Annotated in this window: 23 protein-coding genes; 2 read left to right on the top strand and 21 right to left on the bottom strand. The window is 48.3% G+C overall.

The features are described from left to right. Positions 1-4: 4 nt before the first annotated feature. From FCL48_RS19155 to FCL48_RS19060, 20 genes are all read right to left on the bottom strand, one after another. Positions 5-1,069: a Gfo/Idh/MocA family protein gene (locus FCL48_RS19155; RefSeq protein WP_240744892.1), complete on the bottom strand. Its 1,065-nt coding sequence runs from the start codon at positions 1,067-1,069 to the stop codon at positions 5-7. Next, complete coding sequence (locus tag FCL48_RS19150) at positions 1,069-2,343, bottom strand: tagaturonate epimerase family protein (protein WP_136874631.1); 1,275 nt, start codon at positions 2,341-2,343, stop codon at positions 1,069-1,071. Before FCL48_RS19150 ends, FCL48_RS19155 begins: the two co-directional genes overlap by 1 nt. A gap of 197 nt (positions 2,344-2,540) precedes the next feature. Next, positions 2,541-3,995: a decarboxylating NADP(+)-dependent phosphogluconate dehydrogenase gene (gnd, locus tag FCL48_RS19145; RefSeq protein ID WP_136874629.1), complete on the bottom strand. Its 1,455-nt coding sequence runs from the start codon at positions 3,993-3,995 to the stop codon at positions 2,541-2,543. Positions 3,996-4,011: 16 nt separating this feature from the next. Further along, positions 4,012-4,497, bottom strand: a complete 486-nt coding sequence (locus tag FCL48_RS19140; RefSeq protein WP_205747771.1) for a gluconokinase — start codon at positions 4,495-4,497, stop codon at positions 4,012-4,014. 5 nt (positions 4,498-4,502) lie between these two features. Beyond that, on the bottom strand, positions 4,503-5,924 hold the full coding sequence (gene uxaC, locus FCL48_RS19135) for a glucuronate isomerase (protein ID WP_136874627.1): 1,422 nt from the start codon (positions 5,922-5,924) through the stop codon (positions 4,503-4,505). Positions 5,925-5,928: 4 nt separating this feature from the next. Then, positions 5,929-7,197: a lactate racemase domain-containing protein gene (locus tag FCL48_RS19130; RefSeq protein ID WP_136874625.1), complete on the bottom strand. Its 1,269-nt coding sequence runs from the start codon at positions 7,195-7,197 to the stop codon at positions 5,929-5,931. 34 nt (positions 7,198-7,231) lie between these two features. Beyond that, positions 7,232-8,512, bottom strand: a complete 1,281-nt coding sequence (locus tag FCL48_RS19125) for a TRAP transporter large permease (protein WP_136874623.1) — start codon at positions 8,510-8,512, stop codon at positions 7,232-7,234. A 125-nt stretch (positions 8,513-8,637) separates the two neighbouring features. Next, a complete protein-coding gene (locus FCL48_RS19120; protein WP_205747770.1) occupies positions 8,638-9,270 on the bottom strand; it encodes a TRAP transporter small permease in 633 nt (210 codons plus the stop codon). 59 nt (positions 9,271-9,329) lie between these two features. Continuing rightward, positions 9,330-10,316 carry a TRAP transporter substrate-binding protein gene (locus FCL48_RS19115; protein ID WP_205747769.1) on the bottom strand — a complete coding sequence of 329 codons (987 nt, stop codon included), beginning with the start codon at positions 10,314-10,316 and terminating at the stop codon, positions 9,330-9,332. A 215-nt stretch (positions 10,317-10,531) separates the two neighbouring features. Continuing rightward, on the bottom strand, positions 10,532-11,296 hold the full coding sequence (locus FCL48_RS19110; RefSeq protein ID WP_136874619.1) for an SDR family NAD(P)-dependent oxidoreductase: 765 nt from the start codon (positions 11,294-11,296) through the stop codon (positions 10,532-10,534). A gap of 74 nt (positions 11,297-11,370) precedes the next feature. Further along, positions 11,371-12,015, bottom strand: coding sequence for a bifunctional 4-hydroxy-2-oxoglutarate aldolase/2-dehydro-3-deoxy-phosphogluconate aldolase (gene eda, locus FCL48_RS19105; RefSeq protein WP_136874617.1), 645 nt, complete (start codon positions 12,013-12,015; stop codon positions 11,371-11,373). Beyond that, a complete protein-coding gene (gene kduI, locus FCL48_RS19100) occupies positions 12,012-12,848 on the bottom strand; it encodes a 5-dehydro-4-deoxy-D-glucuronate isomerase (RefSeq protein WP_136874615.1) in 837 nt (278 codons plus the stop codon). The genes eda and kduI overlap by 4 nt, the downstream gene beginning before the upstream one ends. Before the next feature lie 73 nt (positions 12,849-12,921). Then, positions 12,922-13,941: an alcohol dehydrogenase catalytic domain-containing protein gene (locus FCL48_RS19095; protein ID WP_136874613.1), complete on the bottom strand. Its 1,020-nt coding sequence runs from the start codon at positions 13,939-13,941 to the stop codon at positions 12,922-12,924. A gap of 78 nt (positions 13,942-14,019) precedes the next feature. Continuing rightward, positions 14,020-14,988: a Gfo/Idh/MocA family protein gene (locus FCL48_RS19090; protein ID WP_136874611.1), complete on the bottom strand. Its 969-nt coding sequence runs from the start codon at positions 14,986-14,988 to the stop codon at positions 14,020-14,022. Between the two features lie 182 nt (positions 14,989-15,170). Beyond that, positions 15,171-16,142: a TRAP transporter substrate-binding protein gene (locus tag FCL48_RS19085; RefSeq protein WP_169309285.1), complete on the bottom strand. Its 972-nt coding sequence runs from the start codon at positions 16,140-16,142 to the stop codon at positions 15,171-15,173. Between the two features lie 11 nt (positions 16,143-16,153). Further along, a complete protein-coding gene (locus tag FCL48_RS19080) occupies positions 16,154-17,443 on the bottom strand; it encodes a TRAP transporter large permease (protein ID WP_136874607.1) in 1,290 nt (429 codons plus the stop codon). Positions 17,444-17,449: 6 nt separating this feature from the next. After that, on the bottom strand, positions 17,450-17,980 hold the full coding sequence (locus FCL48_RS19075) for a TRAP transporter small permease (RefSeq protein ID WP_169309284.1): 531 nt from the start codon (positions 17,978-17,980) through the stop codon (positions 17,450-17,452). Between the two features lie 76 nt (positions 17,981-18,056). Beyond that, positions 18,057-19,073 carry an ureidoglycolate dehydrogenase gene (gene allD / locus FCL48_RS19070; RefSeq protein ID WP_136874604.1) on the bottom strand — a complete coding sequence of 339 codons (1,017 nt, stop codon included), beginning with the start codon at positions 19,071-19,073 and terminating at the stop codon, positions 18,057-18,059. Positions 19,074-19,124: 51 nt separating this feature from the next. Then, entirely contained in the window at positions 19,125-20,063 is a 939-nt protein-coding gene (locus FCL48_RS19065; protein WP_136874602.1) for a sugar kinase, read from the bottom strand. A 16-nt stretch (positions 20,064-20,079) separates the two neighbouring features. Further along, positions 20,080-20,949, bottom strand: coding sequence for an SIS domain-containing protein (locus FCL48_RS19060; protein ID WP_136874600.1), 870 nt, complete (start codon positions 20,947-20,949; stop codon positions 20,080-20,082). A gap of 289 nt (positions 20,950-21,238) precedes the next feature. Between FCL48_RS19060 and FCL48_RS19055 the strand changes: the two genes are divergently transcribed. Beyond that, positions 21,239-22,054, top strand: coding sequence for an SDR family NAD(P)-dependent oxidoreductase (locus FCL48_RS19055; protein WP_136874598.1), 816 nt, complete (start codon positions 21,239-21,241; stop codon positions 22,052-22,054). Positions 22,055-22,163: 109 nt separating this feature from the next. Here FCL48_RS19055 and FCL48_RS19050 read toward each other — a convergent pair whose 3' ends face one another. Further along, entirely contained in the window at positions 22,164-23,270 is a 1,107-nt protein-coding gene (locus FCL48_RS19050; protein ID WP_136874597.1) for an ABC transporter ATP-binding protein, read from the bottom strand. A 223-nt stretch (positions 23,271-23,493) separates the two neighbouring features. Between FCL48_RS19050 and ugpB the strand changes: the two genes are divergently transcribed. Then, positions 23,494-24,822, top strand: coding sequence for a sn-glycerol-3-phosphate ABC transporter substrate-binding protein UgpB (gene ugpB, locus FCL48_RS19045; RefSeq protein ID WP_136874595.1), 1,329 nt, complete (start codon positions 23,494-23,496; stop codon positions 24,820-24,822). Positions 24,823-24,843: the final 21 nt, after the last annotated feature.

Below are 24,843 nucleotides of genomic sequence, written 5' to 3'. Positions count from 1 at the left end.
CTTGTCAACTCCGCCTAGGGATGTTTACAACGAGCCCCCCCTGACGCATCGATTCATACACAGAACAGATAAAATCCACTGATCTTTTTCCTTCTTCCCCGCTGACGCAGGGGGCAGTCGCTGTCTGGATGCTCGTGACAAAATCCTCTACAACCTGCCGGTGACCGGATAGACCAATAGCCTTTGGATCTGACGCCCCACCAGCACTATCTGAAGCTGCTGTGTACCTGCGCCTTATCTCGGTATCTTCCGGTAGTGTCTCTGCAAACTGCCAGCGAACAATACGGTTATCTTCAATACAAATGGTCCCTTTTTCACCGGAAATTTCAACCCGCCGGGGAAGACCGGGATTGCAGGACGTTGAGGTTTCAATTGTTCCAATGGCGCCATTTGCGAAACGGACCGTAGCGCAGAGGTTATCTTCGACCTCGATTCGCTGATGGGTGAGTGGGCCTTGAAAGGCAGAGACGGCAAGCGCGTCTCCTGCAAGGTGGAGCAACAGATCAATGCTATGAATCCCCTGGTTCATCAGGCAGCCCCCACCATCAAGCTCCCAGGTCCCTCGCCAGGGAGCCGAATCGTAATAGGCCTGATCACGTGCCCAGCGCATCTGACAACTGGCGAGAAGGATCTTCCCGAGACGCCCATCTTCTATTGCCTGTTTTGCAAGTATTGTACAGGGATCAAAGCGGGCCTGGAAAAATACTCCAAGTTGGACTCCTGCCTCCCGGCAGGCCTTGATCATTGCACTCGACTTTGTAGATGTCGTTTCTATAGGCTTTTCGCAGAGAACATGGATCCCTCTCTGCGCGGCCTTTACAGCAATCTCCAAATGCGCCCCTGAAGGGGTGGCGATTGTGAGCGCATCAAGCCTTGCTGCAGTTAAAAACTGATCAAGGTCAGTGTATGGCATAATACCATAGGTGAAGGCAAACCCTTTCGTCTTCTCTGTATCCCGACCCAAAACAGCCACCAGCTCCGCTCCGGAGGCCTCCTGGATAGCCTGACAGTGTGAATGGCCTATGGACCCGGGACCTGCCACACCAAAACGTATTGCTCTTTCTACCATCACGACCTCTCTTTTTTGTTATCTCCCTTATCCAGAAACAGGGGGACAAGGTGCCGATCAAAAAGATTCTCACATACATTTTTGGCCACAATCTCTTCATTGGCCACAAGGGCAGCTAAATAGGTCTCACCCATTTCTGCAGCCACCTTGTAGCCGACATGGAGAAGCTGACGTACATTCACATCGTATTCCGGACAGGATTGATCGTGGCGCAGGGCATTGACATATTGCTCACTTGTCCAGCCGTTCACGGTATCAGGAGTCGGCAAGGCCTGACGATTAATATCAATCACCGAGAGGTATGGGGTGCAGAGTTCATCAAAGCGCTGATAGGATGCACCGTACACCTGCTTGGCGATGGCAAGCCCCTCACCTCCTGCTTCAGCAAGGCCAATCAGTTCTTCAAGCCATGTGGTACCGGCGGTTTTCACGTGGATGCCTGCATCGTGCTTGCGAATAAGTTTCCGTATAGGAGCGTAGATGGTGAATTTGTCACTTCCCGAATGAATACTCAACTTCAGGTCTTCTGGCAGGCCGAAATGTTTGACTGCATATTTGATGACGCACAGATCTTCTTCAAATTCCCGGGCAAACTGCTCAACATCCCCAATGTAATCGACCCCTTTATTAAAGCGACCGGAAAACTTTGGAGCAATCGTCTGCAGGGGAACCTTTTCCTCTGCAAGTGCTGCAAGGATAAAAAGCATCTCTACAGGGCTCTGCGGCTCTGCGGTTTCGTCCATGGACACCTCTGTTACAAACTCCCTCCCCTTCTTTTTTTCCAGGATATGGCGATAGATTTTTGCCGCCTCCTGGGCTGCATAAAGATATTTTTTCGCAGCACGATCAATGAGTTCAGAGGTGATTGTAAGGGGACGCGCAATCCCCGGTATCTCCAGGCTGCCGATAAAGGTGCTCATTTTCTCCTTAAATGCGGCAAGACTCTCAGCATTTGCCGGTTTCCCTATAAAATCTGCGACATCAAGGGTGAAGAAATCACTGCATTCCATGAAAAAATCCACAGTACCAAGGCCGATATGGTCCGCGTCCACCAGGTACTGGCCTTTATAGCCCAAGGCTTTTACCGCACTGTCCGCCTCTACCCGCAACGCCTGCTGACCTGTACCAATAATGGTGTGCTCCCGGTGGGATTTATTCCAGACAATGGCAAGGTCAAGCCCCAAACCTTTAGCTTTTACCACAGCGGCGAGTTGGGCCTTACCCTGATGGCCAAAACGATCACCTGTACCAAAGGAATACTTTGCAATTTTCACGGCGTCTCCTCCACTGTACCACTTCTCTCTACAGTACAATGCCTGATATGTTATGATATTTAGGGGTTTGACTTTGCTGGTTGCCGTCCACGAGCCCTCTGAAAACTATGAAACAGCTATGGCCCAGAAACATTCCAGATACGGCTGTTTCAATGACACCTGCTCTACCATTCCCACCGTTTTCTCACCTGCCGCCATTATTTAACATAAGCGGTGGACGTCGTATTGCCCCCTTTTCCCGTCCAGTTGGTATGAAAAAAATCACCTCTTGGCCGATCAATCCGCTCATAGGTATGAGCACCAAAATAATCCCGCTGTGCCTGGAGTAAATTGGCGGGGAGTCTTGCACTTCTGTACCCGTCATAATAATTCAAAGCACTTGCGTGACAGGGAGCCGGAACACCGTATTCAATTGCCGTGGCAAGAACATTGCGCAGGCTCTGCTGAGTCTCATCGACCTGGGCGGTAAAATATGGTGCCAGCAACAGATTGGTAAGACCGGGCTCTGTTCTGTAGGCCTCTGTGATCTTATCAAGAAATGACGAGCGAATAATGCAGCCGCCCCGCCAGATTCTGGCAATTTCACCAAAATTCAGATTCCAGCCGCGTTCAAGAGAGGCCTCACGCATAAGGGTAAAACCTTGGGTGTACGAAACAACCTTGGCAAGATAAAGAGCTTTTTCCAGATCACCGACCAACTGGACCTTGTCTCCATTGAAGGTCTTTTGAGGCCCGCCCAGGATTTTTGAGGCAGCAACCCTTTCTTCTTTCTGGGCGGAAAGACAACGGGCAAATACCGATTCACTGATAAGAGACAGCGGAATTCCAACATCAAGAGCGCCATTGACAGTCCACTTTCCGGTGCCTTTTTGTCCTGCAGTGTCGAGAATATTATCAATCATGGGAACCATTTTTTCATCTTTATAGGCCATGATATCACTTGTGATCTCTATGAGATAGCTGCTCAGAATACCTTCATTCCAGCGGACAAAAACCTCATGCATCTCATCAACAGACATACGCAGCACGTCCTTCATGATCTGATAGGCCTCACAGATAAGCTGCATGTCTCCATATTCGATACCGTTGTGCACCATCTTGACAAAATGCCCGGCACCGCCCTTGCCCATCCAGCTGCAGCAATAGGTCCCGTCACTGACCCTGGCTGAGATCGGAACCAGTACAGGTTCAAGATGCTTCCACGCTTCTTCAGAGCCTCCAGGCATAATCGAAGGCCCTTTGAGTGCCCCTTCTTCTCCTCCTGAGACTCCAGTCCCGATAAAGAGAAGGCCCTTTTCTTTCAGGTAGGCATATCTGCGCTCGGTATCCTGATAGTTGGAGTTACCTCCATCGATGATGATATCACCCTCTTCAAGATAGGGAAGCAGCTGTTCGATGAAACCATCCACCACCTCCCCCGCTTTTAACATCATCATTACCTTGCGTGGCCTCTCAAGGGATGCAACCAGTTCTTTTACTGTATGACATCCCTGAATATTTTTCCCCTTACCCCGGCCCGCTATAAAATCATCCACCTTTGCGGTTGTCCTATTGAAAACGGAGACGGAAAACCCTTTGCTCTCCATATTCAGTACAAGGTTTTCGCCCATAACGGCAAGTCCGGCTACAGCTATATTTGACAATTTTTTCATCTGATGTTCCTGTATTCTATGAAATAAGTTTTTCAATAATTTTCTGACAGATCTCATCTGGTGAAGCAGAGATATCTACAACGAGACCATTTTCTGGGGTTTCCAGGGTGTCGAGCTGACTCTGGAGAAGAGCTGAAGGCATATATTCGTGGGACCTTGACTGAATACGCTCCTGGAGCAGGGCAAAGGAACCTTTCAAAAATACGCTGTATACAGTTTTTTCATCTATACCGAGCAGGACCCGGTAGCTTTTTTTCAGAGCAGAACAGGCAAGGACAAGATCTTTTTTTTCTCTGACATGGTCCTGAATAAGCCTGCCGAGGGTCTCCAGCCATGGCTTGCGGTCATGATCGTCTAAGGGAATCCCCTGTCCCATCTTCTCTTTATTGGCCTGGGGATGATAATCATCGGCATCGGCAAACTCCCAGCCGGTTTTCTGTCCGAGTAAGCGCCCAATCGTCGTCTTGCCACAGCCCATGGGGCCCATGAGAACAATCACCATGGCCACTACTCCTCCACCCCAGGCAGTCCAAAATATTGCACCGCATTATGGTAGCAGATATCGGCAATGGTGCTGCCCAGCAGGTCCATATCGCCTGGAAGCTCTCCATTTTCCACATCTTTGCCAAAAAGGTTACAGAGAATCCTGCGAAAATACTCATGGCGGGGATAGGAGAGAAAACTGCGGGAGTCGGTCAACATCCCGACAAAACGACTCAATAGCCCCATATTGGAAAGTGCGTTTATCTGCCGCTCCATCCCGTCTTTCTGGTCATTAAACCACCAGCCGGAACCAAACTGCATTTTGCCGGGAATCGAGCCATCCTGGTAATTCCCAATCATGGTCGCCAGCAACTCATTATCACGGGGATTCAGATTATAGACGATTGTTTTTGCAAGCGTATTCTCAGTGGCAAGGACATTGAAAAAACGGGCAAGAGGCCGACCGATCTCAAAATCTCCGATGGAGTCATAGCCCGTATCAGGTCCCAGCCTTTTCAGGGCTCCGCTGTTTGTGTTGCGCAGCGCCCCGAAATGAAACTGCTGGGTCCAGTTTTTTTCGGCGTCCATACGGGCAAGATCAAGGAGGATGGAGGACTTAAACTGCGTGGTCTCCAGAGTTTCCAGCATCTGGCCACTGCGTATTTTAAAGAAGATTTCGTCAACCCTATTTCCAGTGAATTCTTCGAAATAGGGCTGTTCAAGCCCGTGGTCTGAGAGCCTGCAGCCGTTATCATGGAAATAGTCATGGCGAAGTTTGAGTGCCGTCAGCAGATCATCATAGGTCGAAATAGAAACATCCGCGGCCTTACCTAAAAGGTCAAGGTAGCCATTATACGCTCCAGGATCCTCCACGGCCATCGCCCTGTCCGGGCGAAAAGCCGGAAGTACCTTTGCCGCGCAGCTATTGTCCGTACGGATTTTCTGGTGATGTTCAAGGCTGTCAATGGGATCATCAGTTGTACACAGCACACGAACCCGCATCTTCTGCAAAAGACCACAGGTACTCAGCTCAGGCATGGCAAGCATCTCGTTGCACCGGTGATACACTTCTGTTGCAGTCTCCGGGCCCAGCAGCAGCCCTTCAATGCCAAAAGTTCTCTTTAATTCAAGATGGGTCCAGTGGTACAGTGGATTACGCAGGGTTTTCGGCACAGTTGCCGCCCAGGCGAGAAACTTTTCTTCGTCTGCAGCACTGCCGGTAATCAGCTCTTCATCAATGCCGTTGGCCCGCATGGCCCGCCATTTATAATGATCACCCTGCAGCCAAATCCGGGTGAGATTGGTAAAATTTATGTTGCCGGAAATTTCTGCCACCGGCAGATGACAGTGGTAATCAAAAACAGGCAGATCCTTGGCATAGTCATGATACAAGCGCCTGGCGGTTTCTGTCTGTAATAAAAAATTCTCTGAGAGAAATGGTTCCATATCCCTACTCCGCTTCTGTCTTGGCTTTCACTCTGTGCAGTACTTCTCCGGCATGATCCACAAAGAGAACGCCCTCATCTTCACGGTTTTTATAGCTTTCCAAATCAATTTCACGCCAATCCATATAGCCAAGATTGATTTTATGGCACTCTTCTTCACTAAGAGAAGATGCAAGGATCACCTCAATGCGAGGTTTTTCTATCTTGCCCTCCATCCTGCCGATTCCCCGTACATGGGTGGAATGGGCGAGCACGCCGCGGGGGATATCGGTAAACTTCTCCGGCTGGCTGAGAAAATAGTCGACGGTATGGTAACCAATTTTATCCATATACGTTCCCCAGGTACGGGAAACCTCCGTGATATGAGGTGCGTAGATAATGAGCTTGCCACCGGGTGCCACAACCTGCTCGAGTTTATACATTACCTTGCCGCCGGTCCAGAGTTCATTGTACATCTCTGGACAAACGCCAAGGACCGTGTCAAATGGTTTTTCCTTAAATACCACATGGATCTGCTCAGAGAGATTAGCGGCATTCTCCCAGGACTCAAGATAATCGCCCACATAAATACCGTAGAGCTCTTCACTGGATTTCACTACCATGGAGATACAGTGCACGGGCACATCAATGAGCTTCATGGCCCGGTTGATGACCTCGCGGACCGGGGTATGTTTGATCCCAATGGTACCGGGACAGGTAACAACAGCCCCCAGCCAATGGAAGAAATGGAGAAACTCTCCACCTGAAATACCCGGAAAAAGATACTTCGCCCCCCCGGAATAGCCGACCACTTCGTGGGGAAAGACGGGGCCGAGAATCAGGATCTGATCGTAGTCAAAAATGGTTTTGTTAATATCAACGGGGACCTTCTCTTCAAGACGTCCACCAGATAGCTCTCTGGTATCTTCTTCTGTCAGATAGCCCACCCGGCGAAAAGTATCGTCCAGGTCCCAGCGGTGGTTGAAGAATTTTGTTTTGGCGAAGGTGCTTTGTCTCGCCTCAGAGGAAATCCCATAGAGTTGCAGAATCCGCTCTTCGGCAAGTGGCTGGTGGGTACCAAGGGCCACCATGAAATCCAGACAGCTCGCCTTTGAACCAATAATATCCTGTAATAGACCAACCATGAGAGGTAACGGACAGGTTCGGGTGGTGTCAGGGGTCAGTACCAGAACGCGACGATCTGTATACAGTTCTTCAGGGGTTCCTGACACTACTATTTCTTTAATATCGTTGTCTGTAATTGCCTTTTGCGGATTTCCTCTTCCTCGAATCATTGCACCTTTTTCTCCAATTAGTAAGCTACCTTTCTCAACCAAGAAGATTTGGTAGAGTAAGTGAAATTGCCGGAATAAAACAAACCAGCATCAAAGCAACCAGAATGGCAATATAAAACGGCCAGATCGTCCTTACCGCATCCTCAATCTTAACCCCACCGACCGCACAGCCGACAAAAAGACAGGAACCAACCGGTGGCGTGCAAAGACCAAGACCAAGATTAATGAGCAGGATCATGCCAAACTGGTAAGGATCTAAACCAATGGAAATGGCGATGGGCAGAAAAATCGGGGTACAGATCAAAATAAGCGCCGCCATATCCATAATCATCCCGAGCAGTAACAGCATCAAGTTAATCATCAATAAAATAATTACTGGGTTATCCGAAATCCCCAGTAAAAATTCGGACATTTTTGTGGGTACCTGATAATAGGTGAGCAGATAGGCAAAGGCTCCGGTACAGGCAATGAGTATCATCACCATTGCTGTCGTTCGTACAGAATTGACAACAGCTGTTTTAAACTTTTCCCAGGTGAGCGCCCGGTAGACAACGATCGTGACAATAAACGCGTAGATCGTTCCAAAGGCTCCCGATTCCGTCACCGTAAAAATACCACTCAACACTCCACCGACGATGATGACAGCCGTCATCAGCCCGGGGAGGGCAAAGATAAAATGCTGGAACAGTACAATAAACCCTGGGAATATTTCAGAAGTATATCCCCGTTTGACAGCGACCAGATAGGCCACAGTAGCCAGACAGAGACACATCAACACCCCGGGGACAAAACCTGCCAGAAATAATTTTGAGATGGACAGACCACTCCCTGCAGCCACAGCATATAAAATCATATTATGACTTGGTGGAATAATAATACCCGCAAGAGAGGAGGTCACCGTCACGTTCACGGCATAATCATCGTCATACCCCTTCTCCTTCATCACCGGAATGAGAATGGAGCCAAGTGCTGAGATATCGGCGATTGCAGAACCCGAGATACCGCCAAACAGCATTGAAGAGAAAACGTTGACGATCCCCAGACCGCCGCGCATTGAGCCGACCGCAGAAGAGGCAAAGCGAACCAGACGCATTGCAATTCCACCATGAAACATCAATTCACCGGCAAAGATAAAAAATGGTATCGCCATAAGTGCAAAAATACTGATGCCCGAAATAATCCGTTGAAAGGCTATCATCATAGGCAGCCCTTCATAGAAAAAAGCCGATACGGCGGCAACTCCAAGGGCAAAGGCCACAGGCATCCCAATCACTACACATAGTGCAAATATAAACAATAAAATGAACAGACCCATTACCTTAAACTCTCCTATGTATGAAGTGCTTGGTTATTATGAAGTGCTTGGTTATTGTTGTTATCGTTGTCGTAAAATATTACCGGGAGAAAACTTATTTTCGCTGAGGTTTGTGGAATTTTTTTCTATATGGAATCAGAAAGTTCTGTGTTCTTATCCGTAAAAAAATGGATAAGGTGACCAATAGAGTAGAGAAAAATAAAGATTCCACTCAGCATAATCGGCAGTGCCCGATACCCCTCGGAAATATTGAGAAGAGGAATCTCTGCGGACCACTTAAAAACAGTCAGCTGATACCCGTAAACAGTCATAACCAGAGCAAACGCCCCCATGAGCAGGTGCGACAGCAGTTCAAACAGGCGCCGTATCGGTTTTGGACTCAACTCTTTAAAAACGGAAACTCCCAGATGTGTCTGTTTATGTACCCCCGTTGAAGCACCCAAAAATCCTATATACACCATAAGAAGCAATGCGACTTGCTCGACCCAGGTTGGAGTAGCGTTAAGCACATAACGGCCAAAGACCAGCCAGCCAAAAATAGCGGTCAAGACCACAAGACCAACCCCCGTAACCACCGTATTGAGATAGCAGAGGAAATCTAAGAATTTATCATAGACAGATCTGCTACTTTCTGCATTTTCAATGGACATTCGCAATACCTGATAGTTTTTTCCAGTCGCAGGCAATCCTGCGACCGTCGCGTAACCACCGACAAATCCAATAAAAGATTCCAGCCGGCAGCCACCTCTAAAAGACACAATGAAATTACTGAAAAAAACCGTTTCCCATAAAATTCATGGGAAACGGGAAATACACATCAATCGGTTTTTTGAATTAACTCGACGAGAGGTTTGAGTGTTGGGTTGTCCGCAAGATATTTATCATAGACAGGAACCATTGCGGCCTGGAATGCACTTTTGTCAGGAATATCATTGACTTTAACACCTGCAGCCAATGCCTTTTCCTGGCTTGCCTTTTCTCTTTCTTTCCAGAGTTCATGCTGCAGAGCGGCAGCTTCGACAGCCGCTTCTTTCACAATCTTTTTGTCCTCGTCAGACAGAGCATTGTAGACACCTGCATTAATTGCGAGAATCTCGGGAATAATGAGATGTTGGGAATCGGAGTGAAAACGAGCCACTTCATAGTGACCGGTTGACTCATAGGATGGCCAGTTATTTTCAGCACCATCGACAACACCTGTTTTCAGTGACTGATACACTTCTGAAAAGGCCATCGGGGAAGGATTTCCACCAAGCGCTTTAATCATGCCGGAATAGAGATCATTGCTCATGACTCTCACCTTCATACCAACCACATCAGCAGGGGTCTCAATCGGCTTTTTGGTGTTATAGAAAGACCTTGATCCAGCATCAAACCAGGCAAGAGAAATCATACCTTTTTTCTCAAGTCCGTCGTTGATCATTTTACCGGCCTCTCCATCGAGAACGCGCCACATATGATCGGCACTTTTAAAAATAAATGGGAGAGATACGACATTTGCTTCGGGAACAATCGGACCGATCGGCCCCATGTTAAAGTTGGCGATTTCCAGCCCGCCAATACGGAGCTGCTCAATGGCATCGGGTTGACTGCCAAGAGTACCTGAGTGGTACATCTTCAGAGTCATTTTACCGCCGGATTTTTCTTTCAATAATTCGGCAAATTTATCCATAGCTACGGTATTTGGGTATCCCGCAACATGAATGTTCCATCCCCGCCATTCCTTAGCCTGAACAGACACTGAAAAACCGGCAATAAGTGCCACAGTCATAGCTGAAAGAGCAAATTTCTTTAGACAATTCATGAATACCATCCTCCATTAAAGGCATGTTTGATACATGCATTTTCGTTAAGGTGCCGGAAAGAAATATCCTCCCCTTTTCCAACACCCATCCTGGTCATTCTTCAAACAAGTCTAACGTCCTAATCTTACGTCGGTATCTCTCCTCCTTTCTGGTTACTTATTGAAACACCTTGCAACTGGCGATTGTACCTTCCTCCACATCGCCAGGATGTGTATTAGGCGAAATACATTCCCCCATTTATTTCAACGATTTCACCGGTAATAAAGGAGCCTAAATCCGTTGCAAAATACAGTACGGCATTTGCCACATCTTCAGGAGTCCCACCCCTTTTCAGTGGAGTCGCGTTAATAGCCCCTTTGATCCCCTCGTCACTGTTGAATGTTTCATGAAAAGGGGTTTCCAGAATAAGCCCTGGAGCCACGGCGTTTACGGTAATACCTTGGTCTGCAACCTCCTTACACAGGCCCCGGGTAAAGGCAATGACCGCACCCTTTGAAGCAGCATAGGCGGTAGCACCGTTCCCTCCACCATTTCTGGCCGCAAGAGATGACATATTAACAATGCGTCCCCAGCCGGTATTCATAAACGGCAGCACTGCACGGGTACAGAAAAAGGTACTGGTCAGGTTGACATTGATAGTTTTAAACCAGTGCTCATCTGTCATATCGACTATCGGTGAACGGGCGACAAGATGACCTGCATTATTCATAAGAATATCGATATGCCCGCCAAACAGTTCAGCCGCCTGACCTACCACCGTTTTTACCTGATCTGCATCTGTTGCATCGAGTTGAAAACCATAGGCGTTGCGGCCCATTGCCTTAATTTCTTTAACCGTTGCCTCCCCTTCTTCCTTATGGGAGTAATAAGTAAGAGCAACATCAGCCCCGCATTTTGCAAAGGCCAGACTTACAGCACGGCCTATGCCAATGTTTCCACCTGTAACAAAAGCTGTTTTTCCCTTTAAAGAAAGTTCCATGTTCTACTCCTGTATATGTATTGGTTGAGCCAACAACCCATTGATTTATCTGCCGGCCGAATCATCCTTTTTTCTCATCTCTGCAGGTCTGAAACAGCGGCAACAATACGCCTTTCTATCTCCGTCCAGTTCCCTTCCACCATCATGGCTTCGGGGGCGAGCCAGCTACCGCCACAACAAAAAACGTTGTTCAGTCTGAGGTAATCTTTCATATTTCCAGGATTAATACCTCCGGTGGGCATAAAACGCACATCACTAAACACCGCTTCCATGGCTTTCAGCATCCCGACCCCACCGGCGACCTCAGCGGGAAAAAATTTCACCGTCTCTATGCCCATGGTCATACACTGCAAAACTTCAGTGGGCGTTGCCGTACCCGGGCAAACCATGATTTCCCGTAACTGGCAATGGGCCACGATTTCTTTTTGAAACCCAGGAATTACAATACACTCGGCCCCTGCACCTTGAGCAATATCGGCCTGTTCCGTGCTAAGAACAGTCCCCGCTAAAACAAGCAGCTCGCTGAACTCCTTTTTCATTGCCTTAATAACCTCTGCAGCACAGGACGTTCTAAAGGTTACTTCAGCCACCGGCAAACCGCAGCGGATGAGGATTTCAGCAAGACGCAGACCGGTATCAACAGAAGGAACACTGACGACAGGAACGAGTTTTAACTGCGATAACCTGCTTTCAATTTCCGTACATTCATTATTTTTCATCGGAGATCTCTCATATCAACAAAATCCATATCACTAAAAACCTGGTTTTCTCCAGCCATGGCCCAGATAAAGGCATAGGGTTTGGTACCCACTCCTGAATGAATAGACCAACTCGGAGAGATGACCGCCTGCCCGTTGCGCATCACAATATGACGGGTCTCGGTCGGCTCGCCCATGAGGTGAAAGACCACAGCATCCTCATCCATCTCTATATAGCAATAAACCTCCATCCTGCGATCATGGGTATGGGTCGGCATGGTATTCCAGTTGCTGCCCGAAGCGACCCTGGTAAGCCCAAGACTGAGCTGGCAGGTCGGCAGTACATCCGGGTGAAAATACTTGTAAATGGTTCGGCAGTTACACTGAGAAGGGTCGCCCAGGCTCTCGGTTACCGCTTCTTCTTTGAGGATCTTCCGATTTGGATAAGAACAGTGGGCCGGGGTGCAGGCCAGGTAAAATGCTGCCGGGTCTCCCATGGATTCTGAACTGAACCTGACATCTCTGGTACCAGCACCAAGGTAGACGGCCTGTTGTTTCTCAAGGACAAAGGTTTCACCAGCAGCCTCAATCCGGCCGGGGCCACCGAGATTAATCAGACCGATCTCACGGCGCTCCAGAAGAAAACCGGTTCCCACTTTTTTCGCCAGCTCTTCATCAAAGCTAAGCGCCTCGCCCAGAGGGCAAATACCACCCACAATAATTCGGTCGACATGACTGTAGGTCAGAGAGATTTTTCCTGGGACAAAGACTTTTTCAATCTTAAAATGTGCACACAATTCCTCCGAACTCAGAACCATGGCATGATCAGGGTGGATAGGGTGTCTAACGTCCATTACTTTCTCCGTAATTCTTTGTAATTCATGGTCTTCATTGGCATACCTGCGGGCTCACCTTCCGTATGTAACCTCAAAAAGTTATAACCGCCTTGGTAAAGCCCTCGGGCTGGTCGATCGCCATAGAGAAAGCCTTGTCGGCTTCTTCCACGGAAAAACGATGGGTCAAAATAGCGTCAAGGGGTAAGAGACTTTTTTCAATTAATTGCAAAACCGTTGGAAACATTGCCGAATTCATCCTGCTGCCAACGATTGTCAACTCCTTACGGAAGATAGAAAGCTCGGTGACGTTATTCTGGCCGCCATCCATACCAAGGAAAATGACCGTGCCAGTAGGAGCCGTAAGCTCCACGCAAAGATCAACTATGGAAGGGTGTCCCACCGCATCACAGGTCACATCGGGGCCGCCTTCTTCAGAGAGCGCCAGAACCTGCTCTTTGAGATCAGCAGCAGAAGCCAAAACCGTTCCATATGCCCCAAGCCTCTTGGCGTTAGCCAGTCGATCACCTTTCATATCAATCATGATGCAGCGGGCTCCGCGATTCATCGCCATAAACATGGTGGTCAACCCGATGGGGCCAGCACCAAAGATAACCATGGTCTGCCCGGAGCTCACATTGCCACGCCAGACAGCTTGGGCCCCGATTGCAAAGGGCTCGACGCTTGCCCCAAGAACAAGGTCTTCGAGACTGTCGGGCACCTTGTAGACATCCCGCTCACGGACCTTGAAAAACTCCTGCATCGCCCCTTCGACATGAACCCCACGGCAACTCACCTTGGCGCAGGCATTGGCTCGCCCTGCCTTACATGGCCTGCACTCCCCGCAGCCCAATACCGGATCGATGACAACCCGGTCACCCGGCTGCACCGAACTCACCTCAGCGCCAACCGCAGCGACGACCCCGCTGCATTCGTGTCCGACCACGACCGGCGGCTTTACAAAAGGGTGGGTGTTGGTATAGGTATGGATATCTGTACCACAAATAGACACCGCAGCAATCTTGACGATGACGTCCAGCGGGCCGGTAATGACCGGCGCCTCCTTGTCGATGATGGTGATTTTCCTGGTATCTGAAATCTCTATAGCTTTCATATAATTACACACTCATTTGTATTAAATTTTATATTGGACCGGTGTTTCTCTTCCCTAAAAGAGTGCCCCGACTCTTGCCTATTGATGATATGTTGCCAGCAGCTGGTCCAGAAGCTCCGTTGGCCGTACGGCCGTTTCGACATATCCTTTCACATCGCCACTCAAAAGACAGCCCACCATATCTTTTACAAATGGAGAGTAGACAGGTTCAGGGGGGGTGAAATGCAGTAATTCCTCCCTTCCCCCTGCAAAGATTTCGACCGGTTCATTGTCAAAACAGGAGAAAATGAGCCGACCCTTGTCTCCCGCTATTTCGATCCGGTCAACCCATCTGTCTGTATTGTAATTAAAGGTCCCCGCCCCAAGCACTCCGTTTTCAAACACAAAAGCTGCGACTGCGCTATCTTCAGCCTTATAGTACCCGCCATAGTTGGTTACTTTGCCTGAAATTGTGGCGATTGGTCCAACAAGAAAATCCAGAATATCAAAGACATGACTTCCCATATCCACCAGAATACCACCGCCGCTAACAGACGGCTCGACCCGCCAGGGAATATCCCCTTCACGGGCCCCGGCGATAAGTTGCTGATACTGGGTGACCTGGACAGAGCCGATTTTACCGATTGTTCCACCGTCAAGAAGCTCTTTAATCTTTTTAAATTTTTCCATGCTGCGCCGATAATAGGTCACATAGACGGGGACATTTCTTTTTTGAGCCGCCTCCACGATTTCACGGCATTCGCCCCGGTTCATGGCCATCGGTTTTTCAAGGCAGAGGGGCTTGCCGCTGGCAATCACCTGCAGTGCCAGCTCCTTATGGGTGACAGGAGGGGTGGCCACATAGACAGCATCCACTTTGGGATCTGACAGCAGCGCCTCAATTGATTCATGTACAACGGGGACCTTGTGTCTTTTCGCATAGTCAAGAGCTTTGCCGTGGGTCCGATTATAAACAGCATAAAGGGCCGAACCTTCACATGTATAAAATGCCGGACCGCTTTTCTGCTCAGTAACATCTCCCGTGCCTATCATTCCCCAGGAAATCATCGATTTTCCTCCCCTATAATTTTCCTGCCTGTGTTTTTATTTCAAGCCATACCCCCATCTGCAACAGTTGCGGGACATGGCTTGCAGTAAAAATGGCAGAATCTGGCGAATGCATTTCTCCTGGCTCACCCAAGGAGGAAAACCTCCTTGGGTGAGCCACAGTACATTACCTGCCGATTTTGTTATTGATCCGCCAGAATCAGGTCAACAAGGCCGTTCTTAAATTTGGCCTGATACTCATCAAGAAGGTTTCTGGTCGCTTCGGCAAAAGGAGTGATGTCTTTAATTTCGTTAAATTCCACCCAACCTTTTTCTGTCATCTCCTGTACCATCTTGCCTTCATTTTCAGCCCACAGTTTACGCTCAAGAGCGCTTGCCTCAAGGGCGACTTCCTTTAAAATAGCCAGGTTTTTCTCACCCATTTTTTTTGCACTTACCTTAGAAAGTGCAACAAGATCCGGGGTCATAAGATGGCGGGAATAGGAAAAATACTTGCTCTGCTCGTAAAGCTTTAAAGAATAGAGGGTTACCGGGCTATTTTCCCAACCATCGAGTACGCCCTGCTGCAGTGCACTGTAGACATCAGACTGATTCATTGGAGTGGCAATGGCACCCATCTGATTGATTGCGTTGATAACAGTTGTAACTCCAATAACCCGGATCTTCAGACCTTTAAGGTCTTCAACGGTGTTAATTGGACGTTCGTTATTGATAAAAGATCGAGAACCGCCGTAGAAGTAGGTAAGTGGAACAAAACCTTTTTTCTCAAGTGATTCGGCAAGAATCTCGCCTGCCTTGCCGTTCAGCGCCTTGAACAGTCCCTCTTCAGATTTGAAAAGAAAAGGCTGTACCAGAATTTCCATTTCAGGAACGTAGGAAGAAAAAGTTCCTGCAAATTGCTGGGCAATATCAACAGTACCAAGTACAACGCCCTCTACCATCTCTTTGTTACCACCCAACTGACTGTTGGGATATACATCCATTTTCACTTCACCATTGGTACGCTTGTCAATCTCTGTACTCATAAATCGCAGCGCCATGGTCATCGGATGATCCTCACCAAGGGTGTTGGTTGCTTTCAACACAATCGGCTTTGCATTACCGATAGATGCCAGTAACACAAAAGCCATCGCCAACAATAGACTTTTTTTCATCGTAAACTCCTTTAATTGGTTTGAATATACCCCGCCATGGTTGGAAGCCATGTGGAGAAAAATGGAAAAAATATCACCAGAAGCAACACTGTCACCATTGCCAACAGATACTTCCAGTAACAGCCAAGGACTTCATTGAGAGATATTCCCGAGATCCCGGAAGCGACAAAGAGAGCGATGCCAACAGGAGGTGTACATTGGCCGATTGCCATATTAACAATCATTGCAATGCCAAAATGAATGGGCTCAATACCAAGCTTCATGATAATGGGCCAGACGATGGGTACAATGATGATAATAATCGCTGAAGGATCAAGAAAGGTGCCCATTACCAGAAACAGTGCATTGAGCATCAGGAAAATGACCCATTTCTGCTCAGAAAGAGAAATGACAAACTCGGCAATCATCACCGGGATGTTCTCAGCCGTGAGAATCCAGCCAAACCCCGACGCCGCCGCAACAGTAAAAACAACCACTCCGGTGGTCACTGCACTCTTGACGAAAATACCCGGCAGGTCTTTTAAGGTCAGTTCTTTATAAACGAAAAAACCGACAATAAAGGCATAGATAGCCGCAACGACCGAGGCCTCCGTTGCAGTAAAGATACCACCAACGATACCACCCACAATGATCACCACAGTGATGATGGCGAGAATGGAATCAACCAGGGAGCGCAACAACTGCCCCATGGGGACCCGTGGTTCAGGCTCTATATTGCGAACCTTACAGTAAAAATAGTTAACTACCATGAGTGCACAACCCATCAGGATTCCAGGAAGCACTCCGCCCATAAACAGGCCACCAATGGAGACACTGGCCGTGACCCCCAGAATAATCATGGGAATACTCGGTGGAATAATGATACCTATGGACCCCGCTGTCGCCATCACCGACGTGGCAATATCAGAGCCGTATCCTTTGCGTTTCATAGCCGGAATGAGCAAGCTGCCCACCGCTGCAGTATCAGCCGCTGCTGCGCCTGAGATTCCGGCAAAAAACATGGCAGCGGTAACACTGGCATTTGCAAGGCCGCCACGCACATGACCGATAAGGTTTGAGGCAAAATTCACAAGTCGCCTGGAGATACCACCCGATTCCATGAAGCCACCCGCCAGAATAAAAAACGGCACGGCAATAAGATGGTAATTTCCACTTGCACGAAAAAGCTTCAAAACAATGGCTATGGTGTCAATGTCGCTGACCAGATACATCGCAAGCACAGTTGAGATGGCCAGACAGAAAGAAACTGGCATCTGCAGCAATAAAAATGAAATAAAGATTAAAAAAAGAGAAGTTGCCATAACCTGTCACGCTCCATCTTCTGAAATAATTACGGGAACCATCACTCGCATATGGGGGAGAAAATCACCGAGCAACAACCTCTCTACAGTATGTATGAACATGAATGCCGCAGAGACCGGCAAGGCCAGGTATGCCCACATCATTGAGACGGGTAGAACATCCATGCTCTGATAGACATTCACCTGGGTCAGGACGACCCCTTTCCAGCAAAGAAAAACAGTGAACACGGCCATGATAGACCAGACAATATACAGAAGCGGGTGGGACAGATAGGTTGGCAGACGAACCACAAAACAATCAACATTAAAGTGGGCAAGGCTGTTTATTGCAAGACTGGCACCGATAAAACTTGTCCAGACAAAAGAATAGGTCAGCAATTCTTCCGACCAGGGAATTGGAGTGTGAAGAATAAAACGAGTAACAATCTGCAAGGCTCCACAAACCAGCATCCCAACAAACAAGATGGTCAACGTCCACCTTTCAATGAAGGCCACAAGGTTATTGATCCTGTGCCAGGTGTTTTTCAAAATTTGCATTGCTTCATCCATGTTATGCACTGCCTGAGTGCAACACCCAGGCAGTGCTCATTTAAAAACTTTCCATCAAGGCCTCTCAGGCACCCGTGCGCAGCCAGTTATAAATTGTATCGACGACGGGGACTCCATCTATTCGATTGGCTTTTTCACGCATGAGTTCCAGCTCACCCGGCGCATAGACCTGTTCAAATCCCGGGCTGGCCGGCTGGGCGTGAAGATCATCAACCATTGCATCCATCTGTGCCTTGAATCTTTCAGTGCTGCTGAAGGTAGCGGGGTCAATGGCAATCATCAGACTGGCAAGCTCCCGGGGTTTATCGTAATCTCCGTACATAGCGTGAATGTGCGGGCCGTACTTGGCGTTCATCAGAACCCCAGTGAGCACGTCAATGACCAGAGCAAGTCCATAACCTTTATGCCCGCCAAAAGGTGCCAGCGCCTCTACCTTATGGGGGTCCGTCGTAGGCTTGCCTTCTCCATCAATACCCCAGTCAGCGGGGATAGACGTGCCCTGCTCTTTTGCGTGGAGGATCTTGCCCAAAGCGACATTGCTGGTTGCCATATCAAGGACAACCGGCGGGTGTTTATCTCCGGGAAATCCAAAGGCAATTGGATTGGTTCCAAAAAACGCCTTTGCCCCTCCAAAGGGTGCAACACACTTATCCGTCTGAGTCACCGCAATACCTATCTTGTCTTTTGCCACAGCCTGAAGCACAAAATAGGAAAGTGCACCGCAATGGCTGCCGTTTTCCACACCAACCATGGCGATGCCGGACTTCTCAGACATCTCAATAGCCTTATCCATCGCCTCATAACAGGCGACATGGCCCATCCCCGCATCGGCATTCAAAACCGCGGCACCTGAGCGAACCTCCTTCACGGTAAAGGTTGGATTGGTATTGAGGGTGCCACCTTTGAGCCGGGTGACATAATGCTCGGTACGGATAACACCGTGGGAACGTACCCCTCTCAGATCCGCATGAACGAGAACATCAGCGACCATTTTGGCATGGGGTATATTCAACCCGGCCTCAGTCAGCCTCTCCTCCACGATCGCCCTTAACTCCTTTTCCTGCACTAACACATCGGCCATATCATCCCCTTTATTTCAATACAATCAGCCCAAATTATCGGTAAACCTGCCCTATGACACTGCATCAAAGTCAGGCATGGCATCCAGTGGAGCAATAGCTCCTTTATGTCCAATTACATACGCAGCCATGCGGTGGGCTACTCGGGCGGCCTTCTCGACATTGCACCCCGAATTCCTGGCAACCATATAGGCACCACTGAAGCTGTCTCCTGCAGCAGTGGTATCAACCACCCTGGCAACTTTTTCCGGGGCTATTTCATAGTGCTGACCCGCCACAAAAATAGAGCAGGGCTCAGCGCCACTCCTCACCACCGACTCCCGAACACCTTTTTCCGCAAGAAACCTGTGCCCCGCAAGAGTAGTAGCAACACCATGAATTGCTTTCAGTTCATCAAGCCCCACAAACACCGTATCGCACCACGAAAGAATGGACTCATACGCTTCCTTACCCGCTGCCGCATTTTTCCACAGATGGGGCCGGTAATTGTAGTCAAAGACGATTTTCGTCCCAGATGCGCAGAGTTCCGCAAGCCTTTGAAAAAGACGCGTACGGCTTTTTGAGGTGAGTATCGCAATACTGATACCGCTGAGATAGATCACATCGTACTCCCCAAGCCGGGACAGGATCATCTCGCTTTTTTCGTATTCAAAACACTTCTTGGCGGCCGCCTCACTGCGCCAGTAACTGAAATGCCGCTCCCCATTTTCATCAAGTTGGATATAATAAAGACCTGGAGACTGTCCTTGCTCACGGAGTACAAGCTCACTGCCGACTCCCTCTTTCTCCCAGAAGGCCACCATTCTGTCGCTAAACGTGTCAACGCCAAGGGCTGTGACATAATCCACCTTAACAGGGAAAAAACGGGCCAGCCTGGCCATGTATATGGCGGTATTGAGAGTATCCCCACCAAAGGTCTGCTTGGTCACACCGGGCTCTATCTCCTGCAGCTCAATCATACACTCGCCAATCAGGGCTGTAGAAAAACTCATTTCAATCTCCTTGTTCCTAAATAATACTTTTATTGTCACAACCCGTTGGCCGAAAGGATCTCACACTTTCCTTGATTTTCTTCAAATGCTCCCAGGCAGCCAGCCCTTTTTCCATGGCAATTCCCGTCGCCAGAATATCAACAATGGCGAGCTGACATATTCGGGACACCATTGGAGAAAAAAGCACGGTGTCTTCTATATTGGGATTATTGATCACAGGATCACAATACTCGGCAAGCGGAGAATCCTTGTCCGTCACCCCAACGACCACAGCACCCCGCTGCCGTGCAAGTTTAGCAGCTTCAATGATATTTAAAGAACGTCCCGTATAGGAAAATGCCAGGGCAACACAATTTTCATCCAGGCTTGAGGCAGACATCATCTGCAGATGACTGTCACGATAGGCAACCGTTGGCACCTTTGTCCGAAACAGCTTGTGCTGTGCGTCAAGGGCCACGATCCCGGATGCTCCGGATCCGTATATCTCTATTCGTCCGGCATTATTAAGAATATGAATAGCCCTTTCCAGAGCGTCCATATCAAGGGACTCAGCAAGGACGCGCAGAGAATTTGAAGAGTAATGACAGATCTTTTCCGCCATCTGAGAGGTGGTGTCTTTCTGGGTAATTGAGGTGTGTACGTAGGGAGTGTTACCTGCAAGAGCGACTGCAAGTTCAAGCTTGAAATCCTGATATCCTTTACAGCCAATGGACCGGCAAAAACGCATAACCGTCGGCTCACTTACCCGCGAAGCCGCGGCAAGACTGGCAATACTCTGGCTGACAACCTCCGTTGGCCTGGAGAGAACACACCTGGCAACCTTCATTTCTGAGGGATTCAGCTCTCCGATCAATTCCGTGATTTTCTTCAGCAGGTCTTCGCTCATAACAGTATCCTTATATTTTTCGTAGTAATACTACTAGAAAGGTGACATCGTCAAGCTTTTTGTTGTTTTGCTACTCACTTCAACCGCTTTTTTGGGCGAAAAGAATAATTCTCATCGCAGATTGTGACAAACCAATGGTAATTATTACAGAAAAGTTACAGCAGCATTATTGTTATGTTCAGGAATCAGGCACAAAAGCATTGGCAGAGCAGCTAAAGTAGTTTAACTACATACTGTGGGCAAAATTACTATCACGACAACCGACAGGATAAATGGGAAAAGGAGAACTATGAGTTATTTAGAAAAGATGTTTAACCTCGACAGCAAGACAGCAATTATCTCCGGCGGCGCCGGTGCCATTGGCCTTGTGATGTCTGAAGCCTTGCTGAGAGCAGGAGCAAATGTCGTCGTGTGGAGCCGTTCGCAGGAGTCCATTGATGCGGCCAGCAGCCACCTCAACGCAATTGAAGGCGCGGAAGGAAAAGTCTTTGCAAGCCGGGTTGACGCAGGCGTTGAGGCACAGGTGGAGAAGGCGCTCAAAGAGGCAGACGCACACTTTGGAAAAGTAGACATCCTGATCAACGGGGTTGGCGGTAATATTGGCAAATCTGCCTTTGTGGACACCGACATGGAGACCTTCCAAAAGGTCCTCCACATGAACCTTGTGGCAGGGCTAATGATACCCACCAAAATTGTCGCGGCATACTGGATCGAGAAAGAAATAAAGGGATCCATCATCAATCTGACCTCCATGGCCTCATACAATCCACTGTCAGGAGTGTGGGCCTATGATGCGGCCAAGGCGGCAACCTTAAACCTTACCATGGCATCTGCAAATGAATTTGCCAGATACGGCATTCGTGTCAATGCAATAGCCCCAGGATTTTTCCTGGGTAAACAGAACAAGGCTCTTCTGGTTGACCAGAAAACCGGGGAGTATACGGCACGCGGAAAATCAGTGATCGCCCACACCCCCTATGGCCGTTTCGGTGATGTTTCTGAACTTGCCGGCACCACGGTTTTTCTTGCAAGTGAGGCCGCGGCAGGCTTTATAACCGGGGTATCAATTCCTGTGGATGGTGGCTACCTGATACACAATATTTAAAATCTCTACAGCTCTCCCCAGGAAGCTGCACCTTTCTTTGCAGGATAGTTAACTCCGGCTATCCTGCAAAGAAAGGCTCAAAAGTGGTGAAAAAGGATCAACATCACTGTCAGTTACCCTGATAGATGACCTTCGTTGTCTGTGCATCAAAGATGTGGAGTTGTTCAAGATTGAAGGCAACGTTGATTGCATCACCGGCCTTGACGATCTTTCGTCCTTCACAACGGGCAACAAAGGATTCTCCGTGAATGTCCACATGGAGATGATTTTCATTACCAAGAGGCTCGACAACTTTTACGGTACCGGGAAAAATCCACTCCGGTGGCATGGAACTCTCATCCGTGGTCAGCGTAATCTCTTCGGTACGGATCCCCATAACAACATCTTGCCTGTCTTTAATTTTAGAGTCATCTCTTGCTGGCACAGGGATACGGAGACCAGCTGGAAATACCAGCCAATCCTGCTGTCCCTCCTTCTCGATACGGCATTCGATCAGATTCATAGGTGGCGTGCCGATAAAACCTGCGACAAAAACATTGGCCGGTTTTAAAAACAGCTCCAGCGGTGTTCCCACCTGTTCAATATACCCGTCTTTTAAAACGACAATTCTATCGGCAAGGGTCATCGCCTCAATCTGGTCGTGGGTGACATAAACCATCGTTGAATTTACTCGTTGATGGAGCAACTTGATCTCAGCTCTCATCTGGATACGTAGCTTCGCATCGAGGTTTGACAGAGGTTCATCAAAGAGAAAGACGTCAGGCTTTCGCACCATCGCCCGGCCCATGGCAACCCGCTGACGCTGCCCACCAGAGAGCTCGTGGGGTTTGCGCTGCAGTAGATCTTGAAGACCTAATATCTCGCCGACACTTTCAACCCGCTCCTGAATCTCGTCTTTGGGTGTTTTCCTTTGACGCAGCCCAAATGCCATGTTTTCATAGACGTTCATGTGGGGGTACAGTGCATAGTTCTGAAAAACCATGGCCAGGCCCCGATCCTTTGGGTCAATATCGTTAATGACCTTGTCTCCCATGGAGATAGTACCCTCGGAAATTTCTTCAAGCCCCGCAATCATCCGAAGCAACGTTGACTTTCCGCATCCTGACGGACCAACCAGCACGAGAAATTCTTTGTCGGCCACTTCAAGATTAATCCCATGAACAACCTCAACCTTACCGTATCGCTTTATCACATTCTTAAATCGCAGTTCTGTCATTTTTGAAGTCACCGTTATGCTAAAATCGAATAAAATTTTTATTACACTCTAACTCCATCAAAAAACATCATATGTTTTAAGAGTACAATACTTTTTTATAATCTTTTTTACCTTGACTCTCATTCTCATACCTACTATTTCATCATACAATTGCAGTACGTTTTTGTAGCTTTTGGGCACCCTAATCAAGGGAAGTTTATTCAAATCACTTAGGAGGAAAACCATGAAATTGAATCGATTGGCTATGGTAGTAGTCGTAGGAATCTGCCTTAGCTTTCCCGCAGCGGTTTTTGCAAAACCAGTAACCATCAACTGGTGGCATGCAATGAGAAGTGCCAGAGGGGAAGTTGTCGACACAATGATTCAAAAATTTAATGAGTCTCAGACTGAATATGTTGTCGTGGGCACCAACAAAGGCGATTACGATGAAGTCATGAATGCCGGTGTTGCAGCATTCAGAGCAAAAAAACAACCCCACCTCCTCCAGGTTTTCGAAGTTGGCACCCAGACGATGATGCTCTCAGGCGCCATCTACCCTGTTCACAAACTCATGGCAGAGACCGGAAACGTCATTGACTGGTCAAATTACCTCCAGGCAGTGCTCTCCTACTATATGGATGCGGATGGCAATTTGATGTCCATGCCTTTCAACTCATCCACCCCAATCATGTATTACAATGCTTCCATGTTTGAAAAGGCCGGGATTGCGCCTCTTTCAAAAACTGAACCCATCACCTGGGATCAACTCGGGGAGATCACCAAAAAACTCGTTGATGAGGGTATCGCTCCATACGGTATGGTCAGTGCCTGGCAGTCATGGATACAGGTCGAAAACTACAGTGCTATCCACAACATTCCATTTGCCAGCAAAGCAAATGGGTATCAGGGACTCGACTGTGAACTGCTGATTAACAACCCACAGGTTGTGGCTCACATCAACCAGCTTAAAGAATGGGCTACAGATAAGAGATTCATGTATGGTGGCCAGAAATACCAGGGTCCAAAATCTGAGTTTATTGCTCAAAATGCCGCCGTCTACATGGATTCTGTCAGTGGTATTGCAAAACTCAAATCATCGGTCAATGATTTCAAATGGGATGTTGCCCCCCTTCCAGTTGAAGCATCGATGAAGAGCCCACAGAACAGCATTATCGGTGGCGCTTCTCTCTGGGTTCTGACGGGACACACGAAAAAAGAGTATGAAGGTGTGGCAGCATTTTTAAAGTTTCTTGCAAGCAACGACATGCAGAGTTACTGGCATAAAGAAACCGGATATTTTCCTATCACCCTTAACGCATACAATGCCCTTAAGGAAGAAGGATACTACAAAGAGAATCCTCTGCAGGCTGTTGGTATTGACCAGCTCAACCGTGCCAACCCGACGGAAATTTCCCGCGGTCTTCGTTTAGGTTACTTTGTCCAGATTAGAAATATCATCAACGAGGAACTCGAACTCGTCTGGAACGGTAAAAAAACGGCTCAAGAGGCCCTGGATAACGCGGTCAGCAGAAGCAATATCCAGCTCCGGACCTTTGAGAAAACCTACAACTAAACTACAGCCAATACAGAGTCC

The sequence above is a fragment of the Desulforhopalus sp. IMCC35007 genome, assembly GCF_005116575.1.
Classification (GTDB): Bacteria; Desulfobacterota; Desulfobulbia; order Desulfobulbales; family Desulfocapsaceae; genus Desulforhopalus_A.
Note: the sequence above shows the minus strand (reverse complement) of the source record. Positions and strands in the feature narration are given on the sequence as shown.